The following is a 22,648-nucleotide window of genomic DNA, read 5'->3' on the forward strand; positions in this document are numbered from 1 at the left end:
TGTCAGTTTAAAATTAAACAGAGTATATTTTATTTGAAAAAACTTCTGGATCTTGAACTAGACCTTCGAGGTTTTCTACTAGGTAATGGAAAGCATTTGACACAGATGAGAAATCTCAAAGGGCAAATGCAGGTAAAACAAAAAAATTGAACATAGGCCGAAACCTGATGTTCAATTTTTAATTTATTTCAAATCAAGTTGTGGATTATTCTTTTGTTTCAGCGTCCACAGCTTTCTTAGCTTCTTCCTCTTCAGAAAGTTTAGCATCTTCTTTGTCTTTCTTGCGCTCTGAAAGACCTTCTTCGATAGCTGTACCGAACGCTTTAACTAGTAAAGAAACGGACTTGAAAGCATCGTCATTGGCAGGGATTGCGAAATCAACCTCGTTAGGGTTGGAGTTCGTATCTACTAATGCGAAAACAGGGATACCAAGCTTTTTTGCTTCAGCAATAGCGATGTGTTCTCTTTTGATGTCCACTACGAAAAGTGCAGCAGGTAGTCTGCTCAAGTCAGCGATACCGCCAAGAACATCTTCCATTTTGTCTTTCTGACGGGAAACCATCAAACGCTCTTTTTTCGCAAGGTTTTTATAAGCTTCCTCTTTCATCAATTTGTCCAAACCGGACATTTTCTTCAATGATTTACGGATAGTAGCGAAGTTGGTCAACATACCGCCTAACCATCTTTCGGTTACGTAAGGCATGTTCAGTCTTTTCGCTTCAGTAGCTACAAGGTCTTTCGCTTGCTTTTTAGTAGCAACGAACATCACTTTTTTGCCGGAGCGTACGATTTGCTTGATAGCATTAGATGCTTCGTCGAGGCTAGCAAGCGTTTTGTTAAGATCGATGATGTGGATACCATTTTTCTCCATGAAAATGTATGGAGCCATTCTCGGATCCCACTTTCTCGTCAAGTGTCCGAAGTGAACACCAGCATCTAGTAAGTCTTTATATTCTAATTTGGCCATTATAAAATGTGTTTTTCTATATAAGGAAGAATCTCCAGATTAACGTTTAGAGAACTGGAACTTTCTTCTTGCTTTTCTACGTCCTGGCTTCTTACGTTCTACCATTCTAGGGTCACGGGTAAGGAAGCCTTCTTTTTTCAATGCAGGTCTGTGCTCTATGTCGAACTCACACAACGCACGGGAAATAGCCATACGGGCTGCTTCTGCCTGACCTGTGATTCCACCACCATCTACATTGATCTTGATGTCGTAGTTACCATCTACTCCTACTAGAGTCAATGGTTGTTTTACTACAATTCTGTGAAGCTCAAATGGGAAGTAAACTTCTAGAGATCTGTTGTTTACGGTAATCTCACCTTTACCAGGAGCCATGTAAATTCTGGCTACAGAGGTTTTTCTTCTACCGATTTTGTTAATCATTTCCATAATAGACGATTAAAGAGTGATGGCTTTAGGCTGTTGTGCAGTATGTGGATGCTCAGATCCTTCATACACGTACAAGTTGCCATATAATTTTCTTCCCAATCTGTTCTTAGGCAACATGCCCCGTACAGCTTTCTCGATCAAGATAGTGGAAGATTTCTCTTTCAATAATCTCGGTGTAGAAATACGCTGTCCACCTGGATAACCTGTGTGTCTCACATAAACTTTGGAGTCCCACTTGTCACCGGTTAGTCTGATTTTGTCTGAGTTGATTACGATGACGTTGTCACCACAATCAACGTGAGGAGTGAAGCTTGGCTTCGTCTTACCTCTCAAGATTTTCGCTACCTCACTAGCCAATCTACCCAAAACTGCTGCTTGGGCATCCACTACCACCCATTGCTTATCTGCAGTCGCGGCATTGGCTGATACGGTCTTATAGCTCAAAGTATCCACTGTGTAACTGTTTAATATTTAGCTTGTTAAATTTATTTCACCCTCAAAAAGGGACACAAAGATAGGAGTATTTTATTTTTGATGCAAAATATTTCCAATACTAAGTCCTAATTTTCACAGGATTAGCTTTTTACGACCAATACAAATCGGGTGTTTCTTGCTTTTTTGGTCTGGATGATCTTAGCTGTTTTTTTCCAATTGATTGACCAAAACCTTGAAATCTTTCGGATAAGGCGCATTCACGAATATTTCCGTGCCGTCCAAGCCCTGAAATCCAATCGAATAAGCATGAAGCGAAACCCGCTGCATAATCGGCAATTCTTCTGTCTCTTTTTTTAAATTGAAGCGGCGTTTGATAGAAGAAAGGTATAAAGGGTTGCCTCCGTATAAGGTGTCTCCACAAATCGGGGACTTCAGATATGCCGAATGAACCCTAATCTGGTGCAATCTTCCAGTGATGGGTTTGCATTCGACCAAGGTGTGCGCATAGTAAGTCTTCAATGTGTTGAAGATTGTCTGCGCCGGCTTCCCTTCTTTACTTACTTTGGCGATTCCTTTGTTGTTGGCTAAGAGATTGCGGTCGACCAGCTCATCGCTGAATTCCTTGATCCCTTCCACCACTGCATGATAGACTTTATTTACTTTTCTGCTTTCAAACTGCATCGCCAAATGCCTGTAGGCCACTGGATTCTTGGCAACCACTAGACATCCTGAAGTTTCCTTGTCCAGTCTATGACACAGTTGGGAATCGGGGGTGTGTGTCTTGGCAAGGTCTAGGATGTTCTGCGCCTCGTGCCTATCGTCTAAGCTTGACAGATACGGTGGCTTATTGATTACCAGGTAATCCCCGTTTTCAAACAGAATAAGATTTTCAAAATCTACTTTCTTCATGGATTCTCCTGCCTCTTCAATTGAGGCTGCAAAAGTAGGATAAAAAAGGGTGGCTAAAAAACTTCTCCTAATTTTATTCTTAGAGAGTTACCGCTTTTAGTTTTTCCTCAGGGGAATCTATTTTAACCAGTGGAAGTGAAAAACTGAAAATGGATCCCTTGCCTACCGTAGAGCTCACAGAAATCTTGCTTCTGTGGCCTTCCATGATATGCTTGACTATGGCCAAACCCAAGCCTGTACCTCCTTCTTTTTTGTTTCTACTTTTCTCCACTCGATAGAAACGCTCAAAGATTCGCTTCAGATCCTCAGGAGGAATCCCCTGGCCATCGTCCTGCACTTCCACCTGAATAGTGTTTTTCATGGTTTTCATGGCTATTCTCACTTCTCCTCCATTATGGTTGTATTTCATGGCGTTGAAAATGAGGTTTTGGCATACCCGATAGATTTTCTGCCGATCCCCGGAAGTGATATACGTTTTGTTGGGTTCAAACTCAAATTGTATGTGTATTTCGCGCTTTGAAGCTTTGTGCTCAAGCTCTTCAATAACTTCTTCTAAGAGGCCTTGGAGGTCAAATTCAGTGAAATTGAATTTAATCACACCACTTTCCATTTGGTTCAGGGTAAGTAAATCCTGAACCAATATATCCAGCGAATCCAGACTTTTGGCAGCGCGTTTCAGAAATCTCATGCGAACTTGTTTGTCATCGATGGCTCCATCCAATAGTGTGTGAATATAACCTTGAGTGGCAAAAATCGGAGTTTTTAACTCGTGTGAGATATCCGCGATGAATTCTCTTCTGAATTCGGCGTTTTTTTGGAGAGTGTCAATTTCTTTCTGCCGGGCTATTGCATAGGAGTTGATTACTTTATTGATCTTCCGCAAAGGTGAAATAGAGCCTTTTCTTCTTTTTTCACTGATCTCAGACAGGTCTTTTCGCTGGATTTTTTCCAAAAGAGAGTAAATGTCTCCTATTTCCTTGAAGATGAGAAATTCCAACATAAATGAGATCAATAGGTATGCTGATGAAAAAGAAACACCCCATGCTACAAAAAGCAGGATGGGGGTGGCTCCATTCACCAGTGATAGAAAGGCAGCCACCAGAGCCGAGATAGCTACAGCCAAGATCAAGGAAATTCCTCTGGAAGTGGTAAACATTTATAGCCCTAATTCGAATTTATAGCCTACGCCTTTTACTGTTGTGATGTAGTCTTCTCCGATTTTCTCACGCACTTTTCGGATGTGCACATCCACAGTTCTGGCCAATACAAACACATCAGCTCCCCATATATTCTGAAGAAGTTCATCTCTGCTGAAAACGATATTGGGATTCTTGGATAGAAAATACAAAAGTTCAAATTCTTTCTTGGGAAGAGTGATTGTCTTTCCGGATTTGTCGATTGTATAACTTCCCCTGTCAATAATCAGGTCTCTGATTTTGATCTGAATCTGCTCTTGTTCTTTTTTTGACTCACGCCGGAACAAGGCTGAAATCCTACTCATCAGCGCTCTGGGTTTGATAGGTTTGGTGATGTAATCATCGGCGCCCACGTCAAATGCGGCTACTTCGGAATATTCTTCCATACGGGCAGTGAGGAAAATAATGAAGGTGTTTTTTAGTTCTGGGACCTGTCGGATCTGAAGACATGTCTCTACGCCATCTTGGTGAGGCATCATGATGTCTAGAAGAATCACATCGGGTAAAAATTTTGCAGCAGTCTTTACCGCTTTCATTCCATCTTCAGCTGTAGCTACATCATAGCCTTCTTTTTGAAGATTGTATTTCAGGATTTCAACAATATCAGGTTCGTCGTCAACTACCAGAACTTTGATTTTTTGCTTGTCGCTCATCAGTGATTTCTTAATGTTTGCATTAAAATTAATGAATATTTAAGGATTGAAGCCAAATAAAAGATGGGAAGTGCTTGTCTTTTGGTGCTAATAGTGACATTTTGTTTCGCATTCAAAGGACAATGTTACCGCTATATTATGAACACCTCAATTAAAGCGTTTTTAGTCCTTTCGCAGAAATAATATCCAGATTCAATGACCCAATGAAGAGATTGGCTTTGATTTTTACTGGGATTTTGTTCTGATCCTTTGTGACCCATACCTTCACGGGGAATTCTCCCCTGAATAGTTTATTCTTAGGCAGCTGCGGCGAAAAAATGTAAGTTTCTTTCTTTCCAAGCTTGGTGTCGAGGGTTTCTGTGCCCTCATAGATTAACTTTATGTTATATATTTCCTTATCGAAGAATCCTCTGATTACTATTGTCTCTCCTTGCTTTAAATTCCGTAGATCTTGCGATCTCAAATGATAAAAGCCGCTGACCAAATCTTGAACTTGGCCAGGTAAGTCAAAATCTTTCGTCTCTTTCAGGTTTCTATTCTCTTTGTCAAAAAGCTTCATTGTAGCTTTTTTGTTTTTTTGGTCGAAGTGGACAAATTCGTGTTTTCTGTATTTTCCTTCCTCGATATGTCTATAAGATGTGGTTGGCAGAAGTGTTTCCATATCGAGGTATGTTCCCCAGTTGTCATTCACTTTTCCGAATATAGTTGCTGCTCCTTTGGTTTTGCCGTATACATCTATCTTATAGTGGGGCTTGTCATTCTGATCTTGCGCTCGTTTGGATATATGCATTTTTGCATCGGCAAGATTTAGCCAACCATAGGAAACCTCAAATGATAACTCCTCGCCAAAAGTGAAGGGAGGGCTGCCTACCGGATCTTGTGCTGATAGATCGGGTAGGGTAAGGAAAAAAAGGAGTATAAGTAATCCGGAGATTCTTTTCATCTGATTGGTTTTTGATTTTTAGAAGACAGATAGCCTATCCCGTCCGCCTCGGCGGATCGGGAGAATCTCGCATGGTAAATAATCATTCCGGTGTGTGTTGCCTTCGATATGCTCGATTTCATAAATTTTAATGACAATACCTGACGAAAAGAGCTGTATTCTATAGGTATTACGAAAAAACGTGCCGAAAGGCGATTAAAATTACGAATTTGCCTTTCCAAAACAATAGTACCGGCCGTCTTGCTTATAGACAGCTGTTTAATTACTTTCATATAACTATAATTCTAACGAAATAAAAGCATGAGTAATAACGCTGAAAAATTAAAAGCCCTGCAATTGACTATCGACAAGCTGGACAAAACTTACGGCAAAGGCACCGTGATGAAGTTAAGCGATAATAAGGTTGTGGATGTCCCGGCTATCTCTACCGGTTCGTTGGGGCTGGACATTGCTCTGGGAGTGGGGGGGATTCCCCGCGGTCGTGTGATAGAGATTTATGGTCCAGAATCTTCAGGAAAGACTACCTTGACTTTACATTGTATAGCTGAGGCGCAGAAGGCGGGTGGTTTGGCTGCCTTTATTGATGCGGAGCATGCCTTTGATAAGAGCTATGCGGAGAAACTGGGGATAGATACAGAAAATCTTCTCATCTCTCAACCGGACAATGGGGAGCAGGCGCTTGAAATCGCCGAGCATTTGATCCGTTCTGGAGCTATCGATATTATAGTAATTGACTCAGTGGCTGCTTTGGTGCCAAAAGGTGAGTTGGAAGGTGAAATGGGAGACAGCAAAATGGGCTTACAGGCTAGATTGATGTCTCAGGCTTTGCGTAAGCTTACCGGTGCGATCAACAAGACCGGCTGTTCTTGTATATTTATTAACCAGCTGCGTGAGAAAATCGGTGTAATGTTCGGTAATCCCGAGACTACTACCGGTGGTAATGCTTTGAAATTCTATGCCTCAGTGAGACTTGATATCCGCAGAATCGGTCAGATCAAGGAAAGCGCTGATAATATACTAGGCAACAGAACCAAAGTGAAAGTGGTGAAAAATAAGGTAGCTCCACCATTTAAAGTTGTAGAATTTGACATCATGTACGGGCAAGGAATTTCCAAAGTGGGAGAAATAATTGACCTGGGTGTGGAGTTGGACATTGTCAAAAAAGCAGGATCATGGTTTTCTTACAATGGAGAGAAGCTTGGACAGGGCAGGGAGGCTGTGAAAACCTTACTTCTTGATAACCCGGAACTGATGGAAGAGCTGGAGGTGAAGATCAAAGCTGCCTCAGGCTTATCTTCCCCCAAGGCAGCAAGTGCAGGTGAAGTGATCGAGAAGGAATAAATAACGGGAGTTTGCACAGATGATACACACAGAAAAGGGGGTGGTCAATTATTGACCACCCCCTTTTTATGGTTAGGTAGAGAAAAACGCAGGTTTTATGTAGTCCTAATCGCCTCTACAGGATCCATCCGTGCCGCGAGCGTCGCGGGTACAATCCCGGAAACTACCCCGATGATAGTAGATACTCCGAGCCCAAGGATAATGTTTGCAAAGGAAAGTACTATTTCCAGGCTGCCCAATTGGATGAAGGTTAGCAGGAAGACAATGAATATCCCTGCGATTCCCCCGATCAGACTTAAGCACACAGACTCAAATAAGAATTGAAATAAAATGAAGTAGTTTTTAGCTCCCAAAGATTTTTGAATCCCAATGATATTGGTCCGCTCACGGACTGATACAAACATGATGTTTGCGATACCAAAACCGCCAACGAGAATTGAAAAGCCACCGATTACCCATCCTGCGACAGAAATCACGTCAAAAATAGAACCGATAGCATTCTGAATAAACTCGGTTTTATTCAAAGCGAAATTATCTTCATCCCGAGGCCTTAGGCCTCTTTTGGCACGAAGTAAACCCGTCATTTCGTTTTCTAGTGCTACCAACCCTATGTCTTCTTCCAATCCTTTGACAGCAATTGTTGGTTCCATGCCGTTTCTTCCTGTGTAGTACATTTTATTGAAAGCCCCGTAAGGGATAAGACAGGCCTCATCTTTGGAAGGGGCATCAAATAGTCCTTCGCCTTCTTCTTCAAATACCCCGATCACGGTAAATTTCATCCCTTTTATTTTGATGGATTTCCCGATCACTTCTTGCTGTGGATATAGTGTATTTGCAATTTTTCTCCCCACAATGGCTAAGTTTCTAGAAGCTTTGATTTCCGATTGGGTAAAATATCTCCCTTCTTCCAGAGAGATTTCATATACGTCTTGGTAAGAATATACTGCACCTGTAAGAGACATGCCTTGGTAGGCATTGCTCCCTGCTTTGACGGTAGTATTGGCTGATGCCGATATGGTAACTGCTTCAGCTGAAGTAAGTCTTTGCTGCAAGAATTCATACTCATCGACGGTACCGGGAGGTCTGCGGAAATATTTCCACCATGGATAATCCTGAGGGCCATTTGCGAATGGGAACCGGTCAACCCGCATCACATTAGTTCCTAAAAATGAAAAAGATGATTTTATGTTATTTTCCAGAGAATCGACCAATGTAAATACGGCGATAATAGCGAAAATACCCACTGTGACTCCCAGAAGGGATAATATGGTACGGGTCAGATTAGTTTTCAATGCTGATATCGCGAAGCGAAAACTTTCCCATGAGAGTTTGAAAAAGAGCATGCCTTTGTAGTTGGTTTAAAACAATTTGTTAAGTTAGCTGAAATTGCCTGATATTGTTAGTATCTTTGCATTTTTTAGAGTTATTCTATTAGAGTCATTCTAAATCACTCAAGACATCTAAAACTTACCTATGAAATTATCGGATTTCAAATTTGACGTTCCAAAAAAACTAATCTCTCTTTATCCTGCAGCAAATCGGGATGAATCCAGATTGATGGTTATCCATCGGGATACAGGTGAAATTGAACACAGAGTTTTTAAAGATATTACCGAATACTTCGGTGAGGGTGATGTCTTTGTTACCAATGATACTAAAGTTTTCCCAGCCAGGCTATATGGGAATAAAGAAAAAACCGGTGCAGAAATCGAGGTTTTCTTGTTAAGAGAACTAAATGCGGAATTGAAGCTATGGGACGTGTTGGTAGATCCGGCCCGTAAAATCAGAGTGGGTAATAAGCTTTACTTTGGTGATTCTGATCTAGTGGCAGAAGTGATTGACAATACTACTTCCAGAGGGCGTACCATTCGTTTCCTGTTTGATGGGACAGAAGAGGAATTCCATAAGACGATCGATACGCTTGGAGAAACTCCGATTTTGAAGGAATTTATAGAAAGAAAAGTAGAAGCAGAAGATAAGGAAAGATACCAAACGGTGTTTGCTAAGAATGTGGGAGCGGTAGCTGCACCAACAGCCGGGTTGCACTTTACCCCTCACTTGCTGAAAAGATTAGAACTTCAAGGTGTGGATGTAACCCCTATTACACTGCATGTAGGCCTTGGGACTTTCCGTCAGGTAGACGTGGAAGATCTGACTAAACATAAGATGGATTCGGAGAACTATGAAATTCCCGATGGAACGGTGCGGTTGGTCAATAGATCATTGGATGCCAAAAAGAAAGTTGTAGCTGTAGGCACTACTTCTCTGAAGACGATCGAGTCATCTGTGACTGCCAACGGAAGGTTAAAAGCTAGTGCCGGCTGGACTGACAAGTTTATCATTCCTCCATACGAATTCAAAATTGCAAATGCGCTGATTACTAATTTTCATTTGCCGGAGTCAACATTGCTTATGACAGCAGCGGCTTTCGGAGGCTATGATCTGATCATGAAGGCATACAAAGAAGCCATCAAAGAGAAATATCGATTCTTCTCATACGGAGACGCGATGTTGATCCTTTAATACTAAAAGCTCCGAAACGGAGCTTTTTTTGTTTAACCCCAGAGAGTAGAAAGGTTTCGCAAAGGTGGCGGTGGTCCTGCTTCTCCAGAAGTTGGATTTAGCGGGGTTTTCATCCCGGGTAGTGAAGTTGCCAATTCATGAGCGGTTTTAGTGGGTATCTTTTAGCCGGGGAGTGCATGGAGGTTTTCGTAGAGTTTGATGGCAGAAAGAGCGAAGTCGAAGCCTTGTTTAAGCAGCTTACTTTAATCACCGTTATTGCAGACCTAGTCACCATAGTTTGTATATTCACACAGATATAACGTTGCAATAAAACTTGGGAAGGTTTGAGTTTTTACTTTTGCGGGAAAATATTATGACAGATAAAGCGGCAATCCTGGTGGCAGGAGGAAAAGGAACTAGAATGGGCGGGCCAGTTGCCAAGCAATATTTACCCGTAGCGGGACAGCCTGTATTGATGCGTACACTCTCGGTTTTCTATAGGGTGGATCCATCCACGGATTTGATTCTCGTATTGCCTGAGAATGACTTTTTGTACTGGAAGGAACTTTGTAAGGAATATAAATTCACCATTCCACATCGCTTGGTCTCCGGAGGGAATTCTAGATTTCAATCGGTGAGAAATGGGCTGAATTCTCTAAATCCAGAAACTAAGTTGGTGGCTATCCATGACGGAGTCAGGCCGTTTGTTGCAGCGAGTGTTATTTCAGAAAGCTTTGAAGTAGCGGCTAAAGCAGGAAGTGCCGTTGCTGTGATTGCGTTAAAGGATTCGATCAGAAAGCTGACTGATGACGGCAAGTCATTTTATGAAGAACGGCAGTATTTCCGAATGGTCCAGACTCCCCAGACATTTCTGGTAGAAAAAATCAAGAAAGCATTTGCTGTGACTGAACTTCAGCAGTTTACAGATGATGCTACAGTCTATGAAAATCAAGGCTGGCAGGTGGCACTGATCTCAGGAAACCCCGAAAATATAAAGCTAACCTCTCCTGAAGATATGGATTACGCAGAATTCATCGCCAGTAAGGATTTCTAGAACCGGTTAGATTTCTCCGTGAAATTTCACCGACTTTTTTTGGGGCTTCACCGACTTTTTGGCTCAATTGGCCTCTTTTCTGTTTTGGAATGCAATGGCTTCCCATACTTTCGGCTATCATTTTAAAACAATCTAAAAGATGAAACGGAATCATAGAATCAACAATAATGACGGAGGGATGATCTTCGGGTTTATAATCCTGGCTGTGGGTGTCTTAATCTTACTTAGGAAACTTGATGTTTTTTATCCTGATTGGTTGCTTTCATGGCCTATGATATTAATTGCCGTCGGAGTTATTACTCTGGTTAAGCATGAGTTCAAAAGTTTCTTTGGAGTTATGATGCTCGGCTTAGGGATGTTCTTTTTGCTTGAGCGGGAATTCAATTTTCATTTTGGTGTTCAGCGATTCATATTCCCTATTGCCTTGATTTTGGTGGGGATCTACCTGATCACAAAGAAGCGAAAGGAACAACAGGTGCTCGATGATATTCAGGAAAAAATAAAAGCTAGATCAACTGCCTCACTTACTCCGGGCAAAGACTACAATAAAGACGAAAAGACTTCTTTTACGGAGCAACCTGCCGGTGAAAAATCTTATGCGGGAATGTCGGGAGTCTCAGGCACAAGCTATTCGGACAGTGTTTCCATTGATTCTATCATGAGTGGGATCAATAAGAGGATGCTTACTAAGAATTTCCAGGGAGGAAAACTAACTGCTGCTTTTGGCGGGATAGATCTGGATCTTACACAGTCTGATTTTTCAGGGATGGTGACACTTCAGGTGGACGTGATATTCGGGGCCATTAAATTGGTGGTGCCTCCGCATTGGGATGTACGGGTAGAAGTAACCAATATAGCTGCGGGAGTAGAGGATAAAAGAGTATATCGCCAGTCTGAGGTAGATTCTGACAAAGTTATGGTGATAAGGGGGACAGTATTCTTCGGCGGTTTGGAAATCAAATCTTATTAACGAAATTCCTTCTTTCAAATCCCCTGACTTTTGTTTTCAAGAGCATTTTCAAATCCTTCAAAAAGTAATTGGATCATCCAGGGATCCGGAGTAATCTGGTTCCTTGGAACATTCGGATTGCTCATCTATTATGGTATTGCACAGTCGACGGCGATAGTAGATGCTTTTTTCTACGCAGTTCTCTTTGTTTTCGGAGTAAATATCCTAGATCGGACATTCAATTTTTATGTTCCAACAGGGCGTAACAACAGCATGCTTTTAATCTTTCCTTTGCTTTACAGTTTTGTTGCAACTTACTTTCATTACCATCTTATTAAGTGGATTTTTGATGCTGATGAGGCTTATTGGAGTTTTCTTCGCGGCAACTTTCTCTTACGATGGGCTGTTCTGGGCATAGCTGAAGTTTTGGTGGCTATAGTGGCTTTGGCAGTTTCCAAGCTCGAAGAACAAAAAGAAATCAAAAATCGAGAGTCAATGATGAATGAACTCTCCAGAGAAGCGGAGTTGACCCAGTTAAGGCAGCAGCTCCAACCTCATTTTTTATTTAATAGCCTCAATTCGATCAGTGCCCTTACGGTATCACAGCCTGCTAAGGCCAGAGAGATGGTGCTTCAGCTTTCGGATTTCCTCCGGGGCACTATCCGGAAAGATCATCAGCAGTGGGTTAGCCTAGAAGAAGAATTGAGTTATCTGAAAATGTATCTCGATATCGAGCACGTTCGCTTCGGGCATAGATTGGAAGTGGTGTTTGAAGTGTCAGATGAAGTAAAACAGATGCGTTTGCCTCAACTGTTAATTCAGCCCTTGCTTGAAAATGCAATAAAACACGGCCTTTATGGCATCACAGAGGACGTGAAAATAACGATCCATGCCTTCAAAGAACAAAATTATTTGATGCTTCAAATCGAAAACCCTTTTGATCCGGAGGTAGCTGTGCCCAAGGGTACCGGTTTCGGATTGAGCTCGGTGGACCGCAGGCTGTTTTTGCTTTTCGGCAGAAAGGATTTACTGGAGTCTAGGTCATTGGGCTCATTTTTCATCGTAATTTTAAAAATCCCCCAACAGAAATGATCAAGACTCTAATCATAGATGACGAACCTTTAGCCGCGGGTATTGTACAGGAGTTTTTAGCGGGTTTCCCTCAGTTTGAACTTGTCGCAGTATGTCAGAACGGGTTTGAGGGGCTTAAAGCTATCCATGAACATGAGCCGGATTTGATTTTTTTGGACGTTCAGATGCCTAAAATCACCGGATTTGAGATGCTGGAACTCCTTGATGAGCCTCCTGCAGTGATCTTTACCACGGCTTTTGACCAGTATGCCCTGAAGGCTTTTGACTCGATGGCAATTGATTACTTACTCAAGCCATTTTCTCAGATGCGATTTTCCCAAGCGATAGAACGGTTTATGGCACAGCAGCAAGGAGTGGCGGATCAATCCACACACAAGCTAAATGAGTTGGCAGAGAAGCGAAACCGTCTTGTCGTACGTGTCAAGAATGAAATAAAAATCATTCCAACGCATGAGGTGAGTTTTTTCGAAGCCGAAGATGATTACATGGCCATTCATACTCCTACGGGGAAATTTTTGAAGAAAATGACGATGAAATCCTTAGAGGAAGCACTCGATCCTGCCAAGTTTGTCCGTGTACATAGGTCTTACCTGATTAATTTGAATGGAATCACCAAAATAGAGCCTTATGAGCGTGATAATTACCTAGTGATACTTCGGGGTGGGCAGAAAGTGCCCGTGAGTAAGGCAGGGTATTCTAGGCTGAGGCAGGTTCTTGGTTTGTAAGAAGTGGAAGTCAACAGCTATCAGTCGAAGTATTCAGTTAGGCGGCATTGCGAGGAGCGAGGCATGAGCGACGAAGCAATCTGTTTCATGATAAGGGATTGCTTCACTCCTCCGTCGTTCGCAATGACGTGAAAAGGATTTCCATTTGCTGGATTGGCGGAGTCTTCAGGCTTGTGCCTTTTGAAATGCAATCTTCAGACTGCTATGGTTGAATAACCTTATAATCACTGATGGACAGTCTGAAGACTGCAATACTTTAGGTCCAAGTCATGAGGCTCAGAACCAGACTTAAGCTTTGCGGTTAAAATCATCAAATTACAAAAAAGAAAGCCCTGAATTGCTCAGGGCTTTAAATTTAATATTCGTCTTCGTTGAAGAAGAAGTCGTCTTTGGTAGGATAATCAGGCCAAATCTCTTCGATGGTCTCATAAGGTTCGCCATCGTCTTCTAATTCTTGTAGATTTTCTACTACTTCCATTGGTGCGCCGGATCGGATGGCATAATCAATTAATTCATCCTTGGTGGCTGGCCAGGGTGCGTCCTCTAAATAGGATGCTAATTCGAGTGTCCAGTACATAATGTTTATTTTAAAGGAGTTCCGGAGTTTAAGGGTTGCAAAATTATTCTTTTTTTGAAATATTCAGCGGTGTACAGACTATTTAAAAGAAAGTTGTTTTAAAATATAATTTTTGACATCAACTTTCCTCTTCACAGCAAATAATTTTTTCTTCATCATAATATCAAAATCAGCTGACTGAACGCGGAAATTCTCCGTATTGCTTTGTGCCGCTTCCAGCTCTGTTTGATCTCTACGTAGCAAATCTTTCAACAGAGCAACTTTTATTTGGGATTGCTCTGCATCAGGTTTCTCGTCAAAGTCCGGGTATTTACCATGAACAAGTTTCTCTAGGAACGCTTTTTCAAATACGATATCGGAGAAGAACTGGAATGACCTGACGGTCAGGTTTGCCTCTCTTGGTTTACGCGGAGGGAGTTTTCGCCACTCTTCCTGAATCGCTTTGGCTCTACCGATGAGTTCATAGGAGGTGGGCTTAGCTGCCAATCCTTTGATCTCTTCTGTCAAAGTGTCTATCTTCCGCATTAGTTCCCGAGGGTTCATCTGAGGTCCGGTTTGGAGTGTTCTTTTATATCGTGAGAATATCCGGTTATTCAATCTGGAGAATTCATCCCAAAGCGGCTGTCTCTTTTCCGCAGGTACCTTGCCCGCCTCTTTCCATTGCCTTTGGATTTTTTTTGAGATATCAAAGGCGATCTTAGCATCGGGAAAATCATGTGCTTCCCGGGCCTGGACTACCAGCGCTTCGTACACTTTGATGTTTTCCTCTGCCTGAAGAGCAAGACCCTCGAAGAAATGTCTTCTGTTTTCAAAGAAATGCTGCACTAGTGCATTGAAGGTGTTCTCGACTTCCTCCTGGTTTTCTTTATCCACAGGACCTGTTTTGATCCAGCGAAGCTTGAGCTCTTTATAAAACTCGGTGGTCTCTTTCCAGTCAGTATCGTCTTTTCTGGCTTCAGCTTCTAGAATCAACCCTTTTTTGACTTCAAGGTTTTTGGCTCGATTTACTTGAATAATCTCATTCAAGTATTCCTCTTGCTGGCTTAGGTCGTTGATCAGCGGCTCAAAATCTCCCAATGCATCGGAATGCATAAGGGACTCTCTGAGGTGAATGAGTTTCATCAGGAAAGAACCTTTGTTCTGATTCTCCTGAATATCATTCTTGAGTTTGGCTACTTTCTCTTTGAGTTGTTCAAATCTTTCTTCAAAATACTTGAGCGTAGAGGCCTCATCTTCTTTTACTTCACCGATTACCCTATCTTCCTGTCCCAAAAAACCCCTCAAATAAACTTTGTTGTCCTTGATATATCCATACGGATGCTCCATTGTTCTACAGTAGGTTAGGTGGCGGTTTTCAAATTTCCGCAAATTAATTAATTCAAAAGCACTTATCCTAAGAAAGCGGTTTTTTTGCCATCTTTGATGTCTAAGTGCAATTTTAAAGTAAAAATATAACGCATGAGTTCAGAAAAAATCATCTTTTCCATGGCAGGAGTTTCAAAAATTTATCCGCCACAGAAAAAAGTCCTCAAAGATATCTACCTCTCATTTTTTTATGGAGCCAAAATTGGAGTCCTTGGTTTGAATGGTTCCGGTAAATCCTCCCTCTTGAAAATCATTGCGGGAATGGATACGGAGTTTCAGGGGGAAGTAGTTTGGTCTCCGGGCTACACCGTGGGAATGCTGGAGCAGGAACCAAAACTCGACCCCACCAAAACAGTAAAAGAAGTAGTGGAAGAGGCGGTTTCTGAGACCGTCGCTTTGTTGAAGGAATTTGAAGAAATCAATGAGAAATTCATGGATCCGGCACTAATGGAAGATCCTGATGCGATGGATAAGCTGATCGAGAAGCAGGGAGTGGTGCAGGAGAAGCTGGACGCTGCCAACGCATGGGAGCTTGACGTGATGCTGGACAAAGCGATGGATGCGCTTAGACTGCCGCCTAGTGATGCGAATGTCGCCAATCTTTCCGGTGGTGAAAAGAGACGGGTGGCACTCTGTCGCTTATTGCTGCAGGAACCCGATGTATTGCTACTTGATGAACCGACTAACCACTTGGATGCTGAATCGGTGCACTGGCTGGAGCAACACTTGCAGAATTATAAAGGAACCGTAATCGCGGTGACTCACGATAGATATTTCTTGGATAATGTGGCAGGTTGGATTCTGGAACTGGACCGTGGCGAAGGAATTCCATGGAAAGGAAATTATTCCTCTTGGCTGGATCAGAAACAAAACCGGTTGAAGCAGGAAGAGAAAACCGAATCCAAGCGTCAGAAGACTTTGGAAAGAGAGCTAGAGTGGATCAGAATGACACCAAAAGCCCGTCAGGCTAAAGGAAAAGCACGTTTGAGTGCTTATGATCGACTGGTGGGAGAGGAATCAAAAGAAAGAGAAGCAAAACTCGAACTGTTTATCCCTCCGGGACCTCGTCTGGGAGCAAAAGTGATCGAAGTGAATGGCGTTTCCAAAGCTTTTGGAGATAAGTTGCTTTTCGAAAATCTGACTTTTGCCTTGCCTCAAGGCGGCATAGTCGGTGTGATCGGACCAAACGGTGCAGGTAAGTCCACACTTTTCAAATTGATCACGGGACAGGAAAAACCGGATGCCGGGAATTTCGAGGTAGGAGAAACGGTTCAGTTGGCTTATGTAGATCAAGGCCATGATTCTCTGGATCCAAATAAGACAGTTTATCAGACAATTTCCGAAGGGAATGAACTGATGATGCTGGGCAATAAAGAAGTGAATGCACGCGCCTATGTGAGCAAGTTTAACTTCGGTGGAGGAGACCAAGAGAAGAAGGTCGGTGTGCTTTCCGGTGGGGAGCGCAACAGAGTTCACTTGGCATTGACACTGAAAGAGGGTGGAAATCTATTGCTGCTCGATGAGCCTACCAATGACTTGGATGTGAATACGCTTCGTGCGCTGGAAGAAGCTTTGGAAAACTTCGGCGGCTGTGCAGTAGTAATCTCCCACGACAGGTGGTTCTTGGATAGAATCTGTACGCATATTCTGGCCTTTGAAGGAGATTCTCAGGTGGTGTGGTTTGAAGGAAACTTCTCCGACTACGAAGAGAATAAAAAGAAACGACTTGGAGATGTAGAACCGAAGAGGATCCGATATAAGAATTTGAAGTAACCTTTGAGGTGTCACCCTGAGCGAAGTCGAAGGGTCTCCTCGAAGGTTTAGTTTGGAAAGATAGGCAGTCTCAGTGATCAGTGTTCATTGGAGCGGCAGGAAAACTTAATTTTCAAGCTACTAGAACTTGTTTCGTCAATGCGAGGCACGAAGCAGTCTAAAAGAAAACCTCCGGAGTTGGGAAGACTTCGGAGGTTTATTCCTGCGAAAATTTATTAGTTAAACCCTCAGAATCAATAAGGTTTTGAGGGTTTTTTAGTTCAATTTCAGAAAAGTATAGTTCTTCGATTTAAATCCCTAGCTGAATGGTGAACGGTCAAAATATCTACCTGAGTATCTCCTTTTGTACGGTATAGGATTATATAACTCCCCTAGACAAGTTGTCGGATATTTAACTCACCGAAAATTTCTAGCTTTTGGCCAGCGAGTTGATATTGTTTCAGAATATGGGTTCTCTGTCTTATTCTTTGGATTTGAATTTTAGCATAGCGTTTGGAGTCCTTGCTGATGTATTCAGCAATTTCTTTCAGATCGTTTACTGCTTGATCTGTCCAATTTACTCGAACCATTTGTTTACTTCTTGATCAAGTTCTTCTTCTGAAATCACTTTACCTTCCTCGGAATCTTTGAGCCCACTTTCTAATTTTTGAACTAAAATTAAATGCTCTACCAAGTCGTCTAAAGAAAACTTCTCTGGAAGTTTTTCTAATTGCTTTTTTACCAATGTTTTAGTTAACATATTGAAAGAGTTTAATCAAATATAATGATTTTAGGATTGGGATGCTTTTTCTAACCAAGTCTAAATGCATGTCTTGTTAGGTTTACTATATAACGTAATGTTTCCTTTAAACCCTTTGATCCCACTTGGATGAGATTTATTACAACGGTAGAATAAGTTGTATTATTACGAAATTTTAGTAGTTTAGCTAAAAAACAATTATATGAAGGTCTCAATTTTTTCTATTGTCACGTTGTTATTTATTTTTTCATGCAATGAAAGAACTGTAAAGTCTGATGAAAGTCGCGAATTCGAACTGGTAAAAGTAGACTCGTTGATCCTGGATATTCTGGAGCCTGTACGTGTGCTTGATTACCATCACGAAAAAGAACTTTACCTGCTGGTGAAACAAGTCAGTATGGACGGGCATTATTTCGTGGTCAATAGTTCAGGAAAGATTCTGGCTGAAAATAAACTCTCCGAGGGACAGGATGCATTTGGGCTGGTGCTGGTAAGGGCGGGGTTTGTAGAAGATGAGATTCTATTTATTTCTGAGGGGGAGGCCTTTGTTTATGATTTGAATCTGAAGCAAAAAAGGCGGTTTCCTTTTGTGCAGGGAGTCAGGGCCCGTTTGGTACACTTTTCACTGGACAATCTCAGTACGTTCATGTCTACTGATGGAAAATTAAGTGCAGTTGCCAATCTGAATGATGGATATTTGCAGCCTTATCCTGTGGATTACTACGATACGCTTAACCTGGTCCATCTGATGGATATTCAGACTGGGCAGGTGAAGAAGGGCGGGAAGTTGGATGAGAACAGCAAGTTTAGGTCAGGGCAGTTCTATCCTTCTATGGATAAGCCTGTGTTTTTCTCAGATTCCAAGTCCCGTTACATTTCTACTATTTTGTATGGGGATACTACGTTGTATCAGCTAGATCCAAACGATGGTTTTAAAACAGTCAACCAAATAAAGTTGGGTCGTATCAAACCTGATCAATTGATAGACATCCCAATGACTGATGCATCTTATACTACGGTGAAAGAATACCGGACACAGAACCATACCATGGGCGGGGCATTTGATGAAATCGTGGGCTATGGGGATGAAATGCTTGTGGGGTATAGGACAGGGGCTGATCCAACGTTGCACTTTGAAAACCCTACTATAGAACAAGGAGAGACAGAGGCAGCTTCAAAGAAGCGGTTTTTCTACTATATCAAGGACGGAAAGCAATTGGGCAAACCGATACAATGGACACTTCCCGGAAGGCTAAAACTAAATGTTGGACCAAGGAGGTACTTGCAGACTGGAGATCAAGCCGAACTTCATGACTATGAAAAGGACTATCAGTGTAATTATATCTTTGAGTTGAGAGAGAAGGGGTAGCATTTTTGCGCATCGGATTATCCGCAATGATGTCAGTAGCCATATTTTCTATGCTTTAGTGGTTAGAAGGCGGAAGAGGCCCGCGCTCTTCGAGATTTGTAATCTCGAAGTTTGACCTGAAGATTTGAGATCCTACTATCTAGGTTCAGGATTGCAAATCCCTGAGCAGCTAGATAACCTGCACGTATATATTTTAAATTAATGCTAAAGGTTCAATTTGGGAATTCCCCCTTTTTTAAAGGGGGCAAGGGGGATTTCTTCGACTATCGATAAATGTCGTGGATACGATCTTGGTTCAGGATTGTAAATCCCTGAACAGCTAGAGCAAGATACTTATCATAAAATTTTTATCTTTTGACTTTTGAAATCAAAAATACTAACCTCAATGGGCTTTTAATGAAGAAATCAAGCGATCTGGATTTTGATAGGATCAGCAAGTACTACAACCAAATTGCTAAGGCTGGATTCTTTCAGAATATTTCTTCTAAGCTTTGGAATGATCTGGGGATGGACGAGGTGTTTCTAAGAATTGATCATACCCTTACCAAATACGGAGAGCAATACCTGTATTCTTCCTTTCGATTGGTGAAACAGGGGTCTTTGCTAAATGAAGATTTAGAAACAACAATTCAGACGTTTGAGAATAACCCAGGTTTTGAATCTTTTGTGAGGCGCAAGCTGGAAAGCTTGGCAAAGAATGATTCTTATTTTTTGTGTAATGTTTTCCAAAGAGAGACACCTCAAAATCCATGGTTTATCTTCTTGTTTTACATGCTCTCGGGACTTTCTGTTGTTTGCGTGATCTCGTCATTTTTCATGCAATGGATGGTTTTACCGGCAATACTGGTGATCACCTGCAATTTCTTTATCCATTATTGGAGCAAACAGAATGTGTCTCTTGAGTCAAGGACTTTTGGCCAGCTAGGGGAAATGTTGGACATGTCGCAGCTCATTTTGAAAGAATCAAAAAAACATGAAATTTTCTTGCCCAAACAGCCCGAAATCGAAAAAGTAGGGTCACTCATCTTTAAGGCATCCGTGCTTAAACCTAGAATGAAAGGGTTTAATGAATTGGCAGAATTGGCTGGGTATATTTTGGAGTTGATTAAGGCTGCTTTCCTGATAGAAACCCTCCTCTATTATTCACTACTCAAAGACATACGGGAGAAGCGAAGTCTGATCGAAGAGAATTTTGATTACGTTGCTTACCTAGATTTTGCGCTATCCGTTGTGCAACTGAGGGAATCAGATCCTTCTATTACCGTGCCCAAGGAGGGTGCTTCGCTCCAGATTGATGGCAAAGGAATGGTTCATCCCTTGCTTTCAGATGCTATCCGGAATTCCATTCGTATTGACCGCAATGGCGTTTTGATCACGGGAGCAAACATGTCAGGTAAAAGTACTTTTCTTAGGATTGTAGGGTTGAATTGCCTTTTGGCGCAGACGATTAATTCTGTCTTTGCGGAGAGTATGACAACTCCCAAGCTGCGGATTTATTCTTCTATCCAGACGTTTGATGAGCTGGAAAGTGATAAAAGTTATTTCTACAGTGAGGCGGAGACGATGAAAGAAATGCTTGCTGTAGATAAGGAGGAAGGTTTTAATTTGCTGTTAATAGACGAGATTTTTAAGGGGACAAACAGTCGGGAGCGGCTGGTGATCTCTTCAGAAGTCCTGCAGACACTCGCCGGAGGGAATTCTATAGTGATTGCCACAACTCATGACTTGGAGTTGGTGCATGGGCTCCCTGATTTTATGTTTTTCTACTTTACCGGAGAGGATCTGGCTGGTAACTATCAATACGATTTCCAGCTCAGGACTGGAGTGTTGCAGAGCACCAATGCTGTATTTGTTTTGCGGGATATGGGATATCCAGAAGAGGTTTTGGGTAGAATCAGAGGGAGATTGGAGTAATAAAAGAAGGCTTGAATGAAAAATAAAATCAAACTATGTGGTAAAAAAAACCGTATTTATTAGGAGTTAATTACTTGATAGTCATAGACCTGTTGATCCAAAATTTAAAAAAAAATACACCGATTGGTTGTGGTTCATTCTAAATCATTTGTTAAATCTAAATTTCAGAGAATATGGTAAAGCTATTTGTTTTTTGCACGCTTATGCTTTTTTCGTCAAGAGCCGAGGAGCAAGCTGAAAGCTATTCCGTCACATTTGATATTAAAGATATCATGAATATGAGCGGGAGCTCAGAGTTAGTGAACGGTGATGGGCAAGTCCTTAGTAAGATTGAGTTGAGAAAGGATGGTATTTCAATGGATGGCCTGATCGTGGATAAAATAGATGGAGTGTATCAAACTTCAGGATCGACTAATGCTGGGATTACTTTAAACGCATCTATGACTAAAATACAAGACAGTCGAGATGGGGGACTTCTATGGAAAAGAGAGATGCTCTCTCAGAATGGGATTAGTTGGTCTTCTGAGGGAAAAACAGGCGTTGAATTGAAGACAGTTATTGGCAAAGGGGAGGTGACTATCGCGCTAGAGGAAAATATGGATTCTGATTTGCAGGCGATGTTTTTGATGGAAAGAATTCACCATGCACGGGCATTGTTGATTTCTGGATTAGCTTCATATTGATAGGGGGGCAGCAGTTGAAATTTAAGCAGTGTTGCTTTTTCCTGAGGCTTCCACCAACAACTAGGGAATGAAAAATAAAATGGTCAAGCCTATCAAAATTTTGTGTTATAAACCTTCGAGGTTTTAAAAACCTCAAAGGTTTCCAGATAACAAAGCTTGAACAGCGGGTTTCATAAAATCCCTATATTCTTCCCAAGTAAATAGAATCAGAAATTAGTAGTTTTTTGGTATTCAGAGGCCTGTAAAAAGTTAAGTACACTTCGCGTTCCTGTTCCGGATTTTCGCCATCCAGCGGCACAATTACCTGCAAGTCTCTTCTTCTACCTGCCTCTTTTATCCAAGTATGCTTTTGTAATTCCGGCTGGTTCAATAAGATCATCACATTGTCTCCTTCACAGGCATTTCCTTCCACAGAATTATCTATCCAGGAGATAGAGATTCCATCTGCAGTACGCACAGCCAAAGGGGCTTCAGCTCCCAATAGACTACCTCTGCTGATTTGTAAGTAGGCAGGATTGATCCTTGGATTAGCTGTATGGTTATACCCCTTAGTGGACACATCGGTGTGAGCCCAATTCACTCCGGTTTTTTTGTCTAGATAGTTCTGGTAACCAAAATCCAAAACCCGTGAAAGGGGTCTGAGATAGTCATTTACTTCTGCCAGTCGATTTTGATAGACCTTCTGAAGAGGGGTAGGGTTCGTTGCATTCTTATGAGGAGCCCGAGGCAAACTTCTCATAATGATTTTGCCATTGAGTTTGTAAAATGTAAAACCTCCCACTTTTCCTTGAGGCTGGATTATACTTGAATCTGAAATAATAGCCATAGCTGTTATAGTTAAAAGTTGAACTATAGACAAAGTAATTAAAACTTTGTGAAAAGCAAATAGTAAAGCAATTAATAGTCAGTGTTTTATCAGGTCTTTTACAAGATAAAAGCAAGTTCAAAATGTATAAAATTTGCTTAAACCCTGTATTAACCTTGGATAAACCCTGTATAAAGTAAGACTCCTCTATACTTTTCGATAAGATTTTGA

At 41.7% G+C, this 22,648-nt stretch carries 23 protein-coding genes; 10 read left to right on the forward strand and 13 right to left on the reverse strand.

All coding sequences use genetic code 11. The annotated features are described in order from the left end of the window. Nucleotides 1–205 precede the first annotated feature (205 nt). From rpsB to ID165_RS25815, 7 genes are all read right to left on the reverse strand, one after another. The gene (gene rpsB, locus ID165_RS25785; protein ID WP_192348249.1) at nucleotides 206–967 is read right to left on the reverse strand and encodes a 30S ribosomal protein S2; all 762 of its coding nucleotides are present in this window, start codon (nucleotides 965–967) and stop codon (nucleotides 206–208) included. Between the two features lie 39 nt (nucleotides 968–1,006). Next, nucleotides 1,007–1,393, reverse strand: coding sequence for a 30S ribosomal protein S9 (rpsI, locus tag ID165_RS25790; RefSeq protein WP_192348250.1), 387 nt, complete (start codon nucleotides 1,391–1,393; stop codon nucleotides 1,007–1,009). 9 nt (nucleotides 1,394–1,402) lie between these two features. Next, on the reverse strand, nucleotides 1,403–1,846 hold the full coding sequence (gene rplM, locus ID165_RS25795) for a 50S ribosomal protein L13 (protein ID WP_192348251.1): 444 nt from the start codon (nucleotides 1,844–1,846) through the stop codon (nucleotides 1,403–1,405). Nucleotides 1,847–2,026: 180 nt separating this feature from the next. Continuing rightward, on the reverse strand, nucleotides 2,027–2,737 hold the full coding sequence (locus ID165_RS25800) for an RluA family pseudouridine synthase (protein ID WP_192348252.1): 711 nt from the start codon (nucleotides 2,735–2,737) through the stop codon (nucleotides 2,027–2,029). A 79-nt stretch (nucleotides 2,738–2,816) separates the two neighbouring features. Next, nucleotides 2,817–3,893: a cell wall metabolism sensor histidine kinase WalK gene (locus ID165_RS25805; protein WP_192348253.1), complete on the reverse strand. Its 1,077-nt coding sequence runs from the start codon at nucleotides 3,891–3,893 to the stop codon at nucleotides 2,817–2,819. Continuing rightward, nucleotides 3,894–4,586 carry a response regulator gene (locus ID165_RS25810; RefSeq protein WP_192348254.1) on the reverse strand — a complete coding sequence of 231 codons (693 nt, stop codon included), beginning with the start codon at nucleotides 4,584–4,586 and terminating at the stop codon, nucleotides 3,894–3,896. A 151-nt stretch (nucleotides 4,587–4,737) separates the two neighbouring features. Further along, nucleotides 4,738–5,529, reverse strand: a complete 792-nt coding sequence (locus ID165_RS25815) for a DUF3108 domain-containing protein (RefSeq protein ID WP_192348255.1) — start codon at nucleotides 5,527–5,529, stop codon at nucleotides 4,738–4,740. Between the two features lie 300 nt (nucleotides 5,530–5,829). Between ID165_RS25815 and recA the strand changes: the two genes are divergently transcribed. Further along, nucleotides 5,830–6,870 carry a recombinase RecA gene (gene recA / locus ID165_RS25820; RefSeq protein WP_192348256.1) on the forward strand — a complete coding sequence of 347 codons (1,041 nt, stop codon included), beginning with the start codon at nucleotides 5,830–5,832 and terminating at the stop codon, nucleotides 6,868–6,870. Nucleotides 6,871–6,965: 95 nt separating this feature from the next. Here recA and ID165_RS25825 read toward each other — a convergent pair whose 3' ends face one another. Then, the gene (locus ID165_RS25825; protein ID WP_192348257.1) at nucleotides 6,966–8,213 is read right to left on the reverse strand and encodes an ABC transporter permease; all 1,248 of its coding nucleotides are present in this window, start codon (nucleotides 8,211–8,213) and stop codon (nucleotides 6,966–6,968) included. Nucleotides 8,214–8,343: 130 nt separating this feature from the next. Between ID165_RS25825 and queA the strand changes: the two genes are divergently transcribed. The 5 genes from queA (at nucleotide 8,344) to ID165_RS25850 (ending at nucleotide 13,192) form a co-directional block, all read left to right on the forward strand. Next, the gene (queA, locus tag ID165_RS25830; RefSeq protein ID WP_192348258.1) at nucleotides 8,344–9,393 is read left to right on the forward strand and encodes a tRNA preQ1(34) S-adenosylmethionine ribosyltransferase-isomerase QueA; all 1,050 of its coding nucleotides are present in this window, start codon (nucleotides 8,344–8,346) and stop codon (nucleotides 9,391–9,393) included. Between the two features lie 352 nt (nucleotides 9,394–9,745). Further along, nucleotides 9,746–10,426 (forward strand): 2-C-methyl-D-erythritol 4-phosphate cytidylyltransferase, encoded by a 681-nt coding sequence (locus ID165_RS25835; RefSeq protein ID WP_192348259.1) that lies wholly within the window; start codon nucleotides 9,746–9,748, stop codon nucleotides 10,424–10,426. A 139-nt stretch (nucleotides 10,427–10,565) separates the two neighbouring features. Next, nucleotides 10,566–11,396 carry a LiaI-LiaF-like domain-containing protein gene (locus ID165_RS25840; RefSeq protein WP_192348260.1) on the forward strand — a complete coding sequence of 277 codons (831 nt, stop codon included), beginning with the start codon at nucleotides 10,566–10,568 and terminating at the stop codon, nucleotides 11,394–11,396. 30 nt (nucleotides 11,397–11,426) lie between these two features. Then, nucleotides 11,427–12,467, forward strand: coding sequence for a sensor histidine kinase (locus tag ID165_RS25845; RefSeq protein ID WP_225586899.1), 1,041 nt, complete (start codon nucleotides 11,427–11,429; stop codon nucleotides 12,465–12,467). Continuing rightward, nucleotides 12,464–13,192 carry a LytTR family DNA-binding domain-containing protein gene (locus ID165_RS25850; RefSeq protein WP_192348261.1) on the forward strand — a complete coding sequence of 243 codons (729 nt, stop codon included), beginning with the start codon at nucleotides 12,464–12,466 and terminating at the stop codon, nucleotides 13,190–13,192. The genes ID165_RS25845 and ID165_RS25850 overlap by 4 nt, the downstream gene beginning before the upstream one ends. Nucleotides 13,193–13,547: 355 nt before the next feature. On the opposite strand, the gene ID165_RS25855 is transcribed toward ID165_RS25850, so the two are convergent. Next, nucleotides 13,548–13,769: a DUF2795 domain-containing protein gene (locus tag ID165_RS25855; protein WP_024284896.1), complete on the reverse strand. Its 222-nt coding sequence runs from the start codon at nucleotides 13,767–13,769 to the stop codon at nucleotides 13,548–13,550. 78 nt (nucleotides 13,770–13,847) lie between these two features. Then, nucleotides 13,848–15,095 carry a DUF349 domain-containing protein gene (locus ID165_RS25860; RefSeq protein WP_192348262.1) on the reverse strand — a complete coding sequence of 416 codons (1,248 nt, stop codon included), beginning with the start codon at nucleotides 15,093–15,095 and terminating at the stop codon, nucleotides 13,848–13,850. Nucleotides 15,096–15,227: 132 nt separating this feature from the next. On the opposite strand from ID165_RS25860, the gene ettA reads away from it, so the two are divergent. Continuing rightward, nucleotides 15,228–16,907, forward strand: coding sequence for an energy-dependent translational throttle protein EttA (gene ettA / locus ID165_RS25865; protein WP_192348263.1), 1,680 nt, complete (start codon nucleotides 15,228–15,230; stop codon nucleotides 16,905–16,907). A gap of 371 nt (nucleotides 16,908–17,278) precedes the next feature. Here the strand turns inward: ettA and ID165_RS25870 are convergent, their stop codons facing one another. Together ID165_RS25870 and ID165_RS25875 are read right to left on the reverse strand one after the other, a co-directional pair. Further along, a complete protein-coding gene (locus tag ID165_RS25870) occupies nucleotides 17,279–17,476 on the reverse strand; it encodes a type II toxin-antitoxin system RelE/ParE family toxin (RefSeq protein ID WP_192348264.1) in 198 nt (65 codons plus the stop codon). Then, nucleotides 17,464–17,646, reverse strand: coding sequence for a hypothetical protein (locus ID165_RS25875; RefSeq protein ID WP_192348265.1), 183 nt, complete (start codon nucleotides 17,644–17,646; stop codon nucleotides 17,464–17,466). Before ID165_RS25875 ends, ID165_RS25870 begins: the two co-directional genes overlap by 13 nt. A 202-nt stretch (nucleotides 17,647–17,848) precedes the next feature. On the opposite strand from ID165_RS25875, the gene ID165_RS25880 reads away from it, so the two are divergent. The 3 genes from ID165_RS25880 to ID165_RS25890 all read left to right on the forward strand — a co-directional run bounded on the left by ID165_RS25880 (nucleotide 17,849) and on the right by ID165_RS25890 (nucleotide 21,612). Further along, nucleotides 17,849–19,015 (forward strand): hypothetical protein, encoded by a 1,167-nt coding sequence (locus ID165_RS25880; protein ID WP_192348266.1) that lies wholly within the window; start codon nucleotides 17,849–17,851, stop codon nucleotides 19,013–19,015. Between the two features lie 396 nt (nucleotides 19,016–19,411). Then, nucleotides 19,412–20,929, forward strand: a complete 1,518-nt coding sequence (locus ID165_RS25885) for a hypothetical protein (protein ID WP_192348267.1) — start codon at nucleotides 19,412–19,414, stop codon at nucleotides 20,927–20,929. Nucleotides 20,930–21,102: 173 nt separating this feature from the next. After that, nucleotides 21,103–21,612, forward strand: coding sequence for a hypothetical protein (locus tag ID165_RS25890; RefSeq protein WP_192348268.1), 510 nt, complete (start codon nucleotides 21,103–21,105; stop codon nucleotides 21,610–21,612). A 181-nt stretch (nucleotides 21,613–21,793) separates the two neighbouring features. Here the strand turns inward: ID165_RS25890 and ID165_RS25895 are convergent, their stop codons facing one another. Next, nucleotides 21,794–22,438 carry a DUF6266 family protein gene (locus ID165_RS25895; protein ID WP_192348269.1) on the reverse strand — a complete coding sequence of 215 codons (645 nt, stop codon included), beginning with the start codon at nucleotides 22,436–22,438 and terminating at the stop codon, nucleotides 21,794–21,796. Nucleotides 22,439–22,648 lie beyond the last annotated feature (210 nt).

Origin of the sequence: Algoriphagus sp. Y33 (genome assembly GCF_014838715.1) — a bacterium.
Classification (GTDB): domain Bacteria; phylum Bacteroidota; class Bacteroidia; order Cytophagales; family Cyclobacteriaceae; genus Algoriphagus.

What these genes read in the sequence shown, in the direction of transcription:
- ID165_RS25880 (WP_192348266.1), top strand. Translation starts at nt 17,849, where the DNA reads ATGAAGGTCTCAATTTTTTCTATTGTCACGTTGTTATTTATTTTTTCA.
- ID165_RS25840 (WP_192348260.1), top strand. Translation starts at nt 10,566, where the DNA reads ATGAAACGGAATCATAGAATCAACAATAATGACGGAGGGATGATCTTC.
- ID165_RS25855 (WP_024284896.1), bottom strand. Translation starts at nt 13,769, where the DNA reads ATGTACTGGACACTCGAATTAGCATCCTATTTAGAGGACGCACCCTGG.
- ID165_RS25805 (WP_192348253.1), bottom strand. Translation starts at nt 3,893, where the DNA reads ATGTTTACCACTTCCAGAGGAATTTCCTTGATCTTGGCTGTAGCTATC.
- ID165_RS25870 (WP_192348264.1), bottom strand. Translation starts at nt 17,476, where the DNA reads ATGGTTCGAGTAAATTGGACAGATCAAGCAGTAAACGATCTGAAAGAA.
- queA (WP_192348258.1), top strand. Translation starts at nt 8,344, where the DNA reads ATGAAATTATCGGATTTCAAATTTGACGTTCCAAAAAAACTAATCTCT.
- ID165_RS25815 (WP_192348255.1), bottom strand. Translation starts at nt 5,529, where the DNA reads ATGAAAAGAATCTCCGGATTACTTATACTCCTTTTTTTCCTTACCCTA.
- rpsI (WP_192348250.1), bottom strand. Translation starts at nt 1,393, where the DNA reads ATGGAAATGATTAACAAAATCGGTAGAAGAAAAACCTCTGTAGCCAGA.
- ettA (WP_192348263.1), top strand. Translation starts at nt 15,228, where the DNA reads ATGAGTTCAGAAAAAATCATCTTTTCCATGGCAGGAGTTTCAAAAATT.
- ID165_RS25895 (WP_192348269.1), bottom strand. Translation starts at nt 22,438, where the DNA reads ATGGCTATTATTTCAGATTCAAGTATAATCCAGCCTCAAGGAAAAGTG.
- recA (WP_192348256.1), top strand. Translation starts at nt 5,830, where the DNA reads ATGAGTAATAACGCTGAAAAATTAAAAGCCCTGCAATTGACTATCGAC.
- ID165_RS25800 (WP_192348252.1), bottom strand. Translation starts at nt 2,737, where the DNA reads ATGAAGAAAGTAGATTTTGAAAATCTTATTCTGTTTGAAAACGGGGAT.
- ID165_RS25860 (WP_192348262.1), bottom strand. Translation starts at nt 15,095, where the DNA reads ATGGAGCATCCGTATGGATATATCAAGGACAACAAAGTTTATTTGAGG.
- ID165_RS25825 (WP_192348257.1), bottom strand. Translation starts at nt 8,213, where the DNA reads ATGCTCTTTTTCAAACTCTCATGGGAAAGTTTTCGCTTCGCGATATCA.
- ID165_RS25875 (WP_192348265.1), bottom strand. Translation starts at nt 17,646, where the DNA reads ATGTTAACTAAAACATTGGTAAAAAAGCAATTAGAAAAACTTCCAGAG.
- ID165_RS25835 (WP_192348259.1), top strand. Translation starts at nt 9,746, where the DNA reads ATGACAGATAAAGCGGCAATCCTGGTGGCAGGAGGAAAAGGAACTAGA.
- ID165_RS25885 (WP_192348267.1), top strand. Translation starts at nt 19,412, where the DNA reads ATGAAGAAATCAAGCGATCTGGATTTTGATAGGATCAGCAAGTACTAC.
- ID165_RS25890 (WP_192348268.1), top strand. Translation starts at nt 21,103, where the DNA reads ATGGTAAAGCTATTTGTTTTTTGCACGCTTATGCTTTTTTCGTCAAGA.
- ID165_RS25810 (WP_192348254.1), bottom strand. Translation starts at nt 4,586, where the DNA reads ATGAGCGACAAGCAAAAAATCAAAGTTCTGGTAGTTGACGACGAACCT.
- ID165_RS25850 (WP_192348261.1), top strand. Translation starts at nt 12,464, where the DNA reads ATGATCAAGACTCTAATCATAGATGACGAACCTTTAGCCGCGGGTATT.
- rpsB (WP_192348249.1), bottom strand. Translation starts at nt 967, where the DNA reads ATGGCCAAATTAGAATATAAAGACTTACTAGATGCTGGTGTTCACTTC.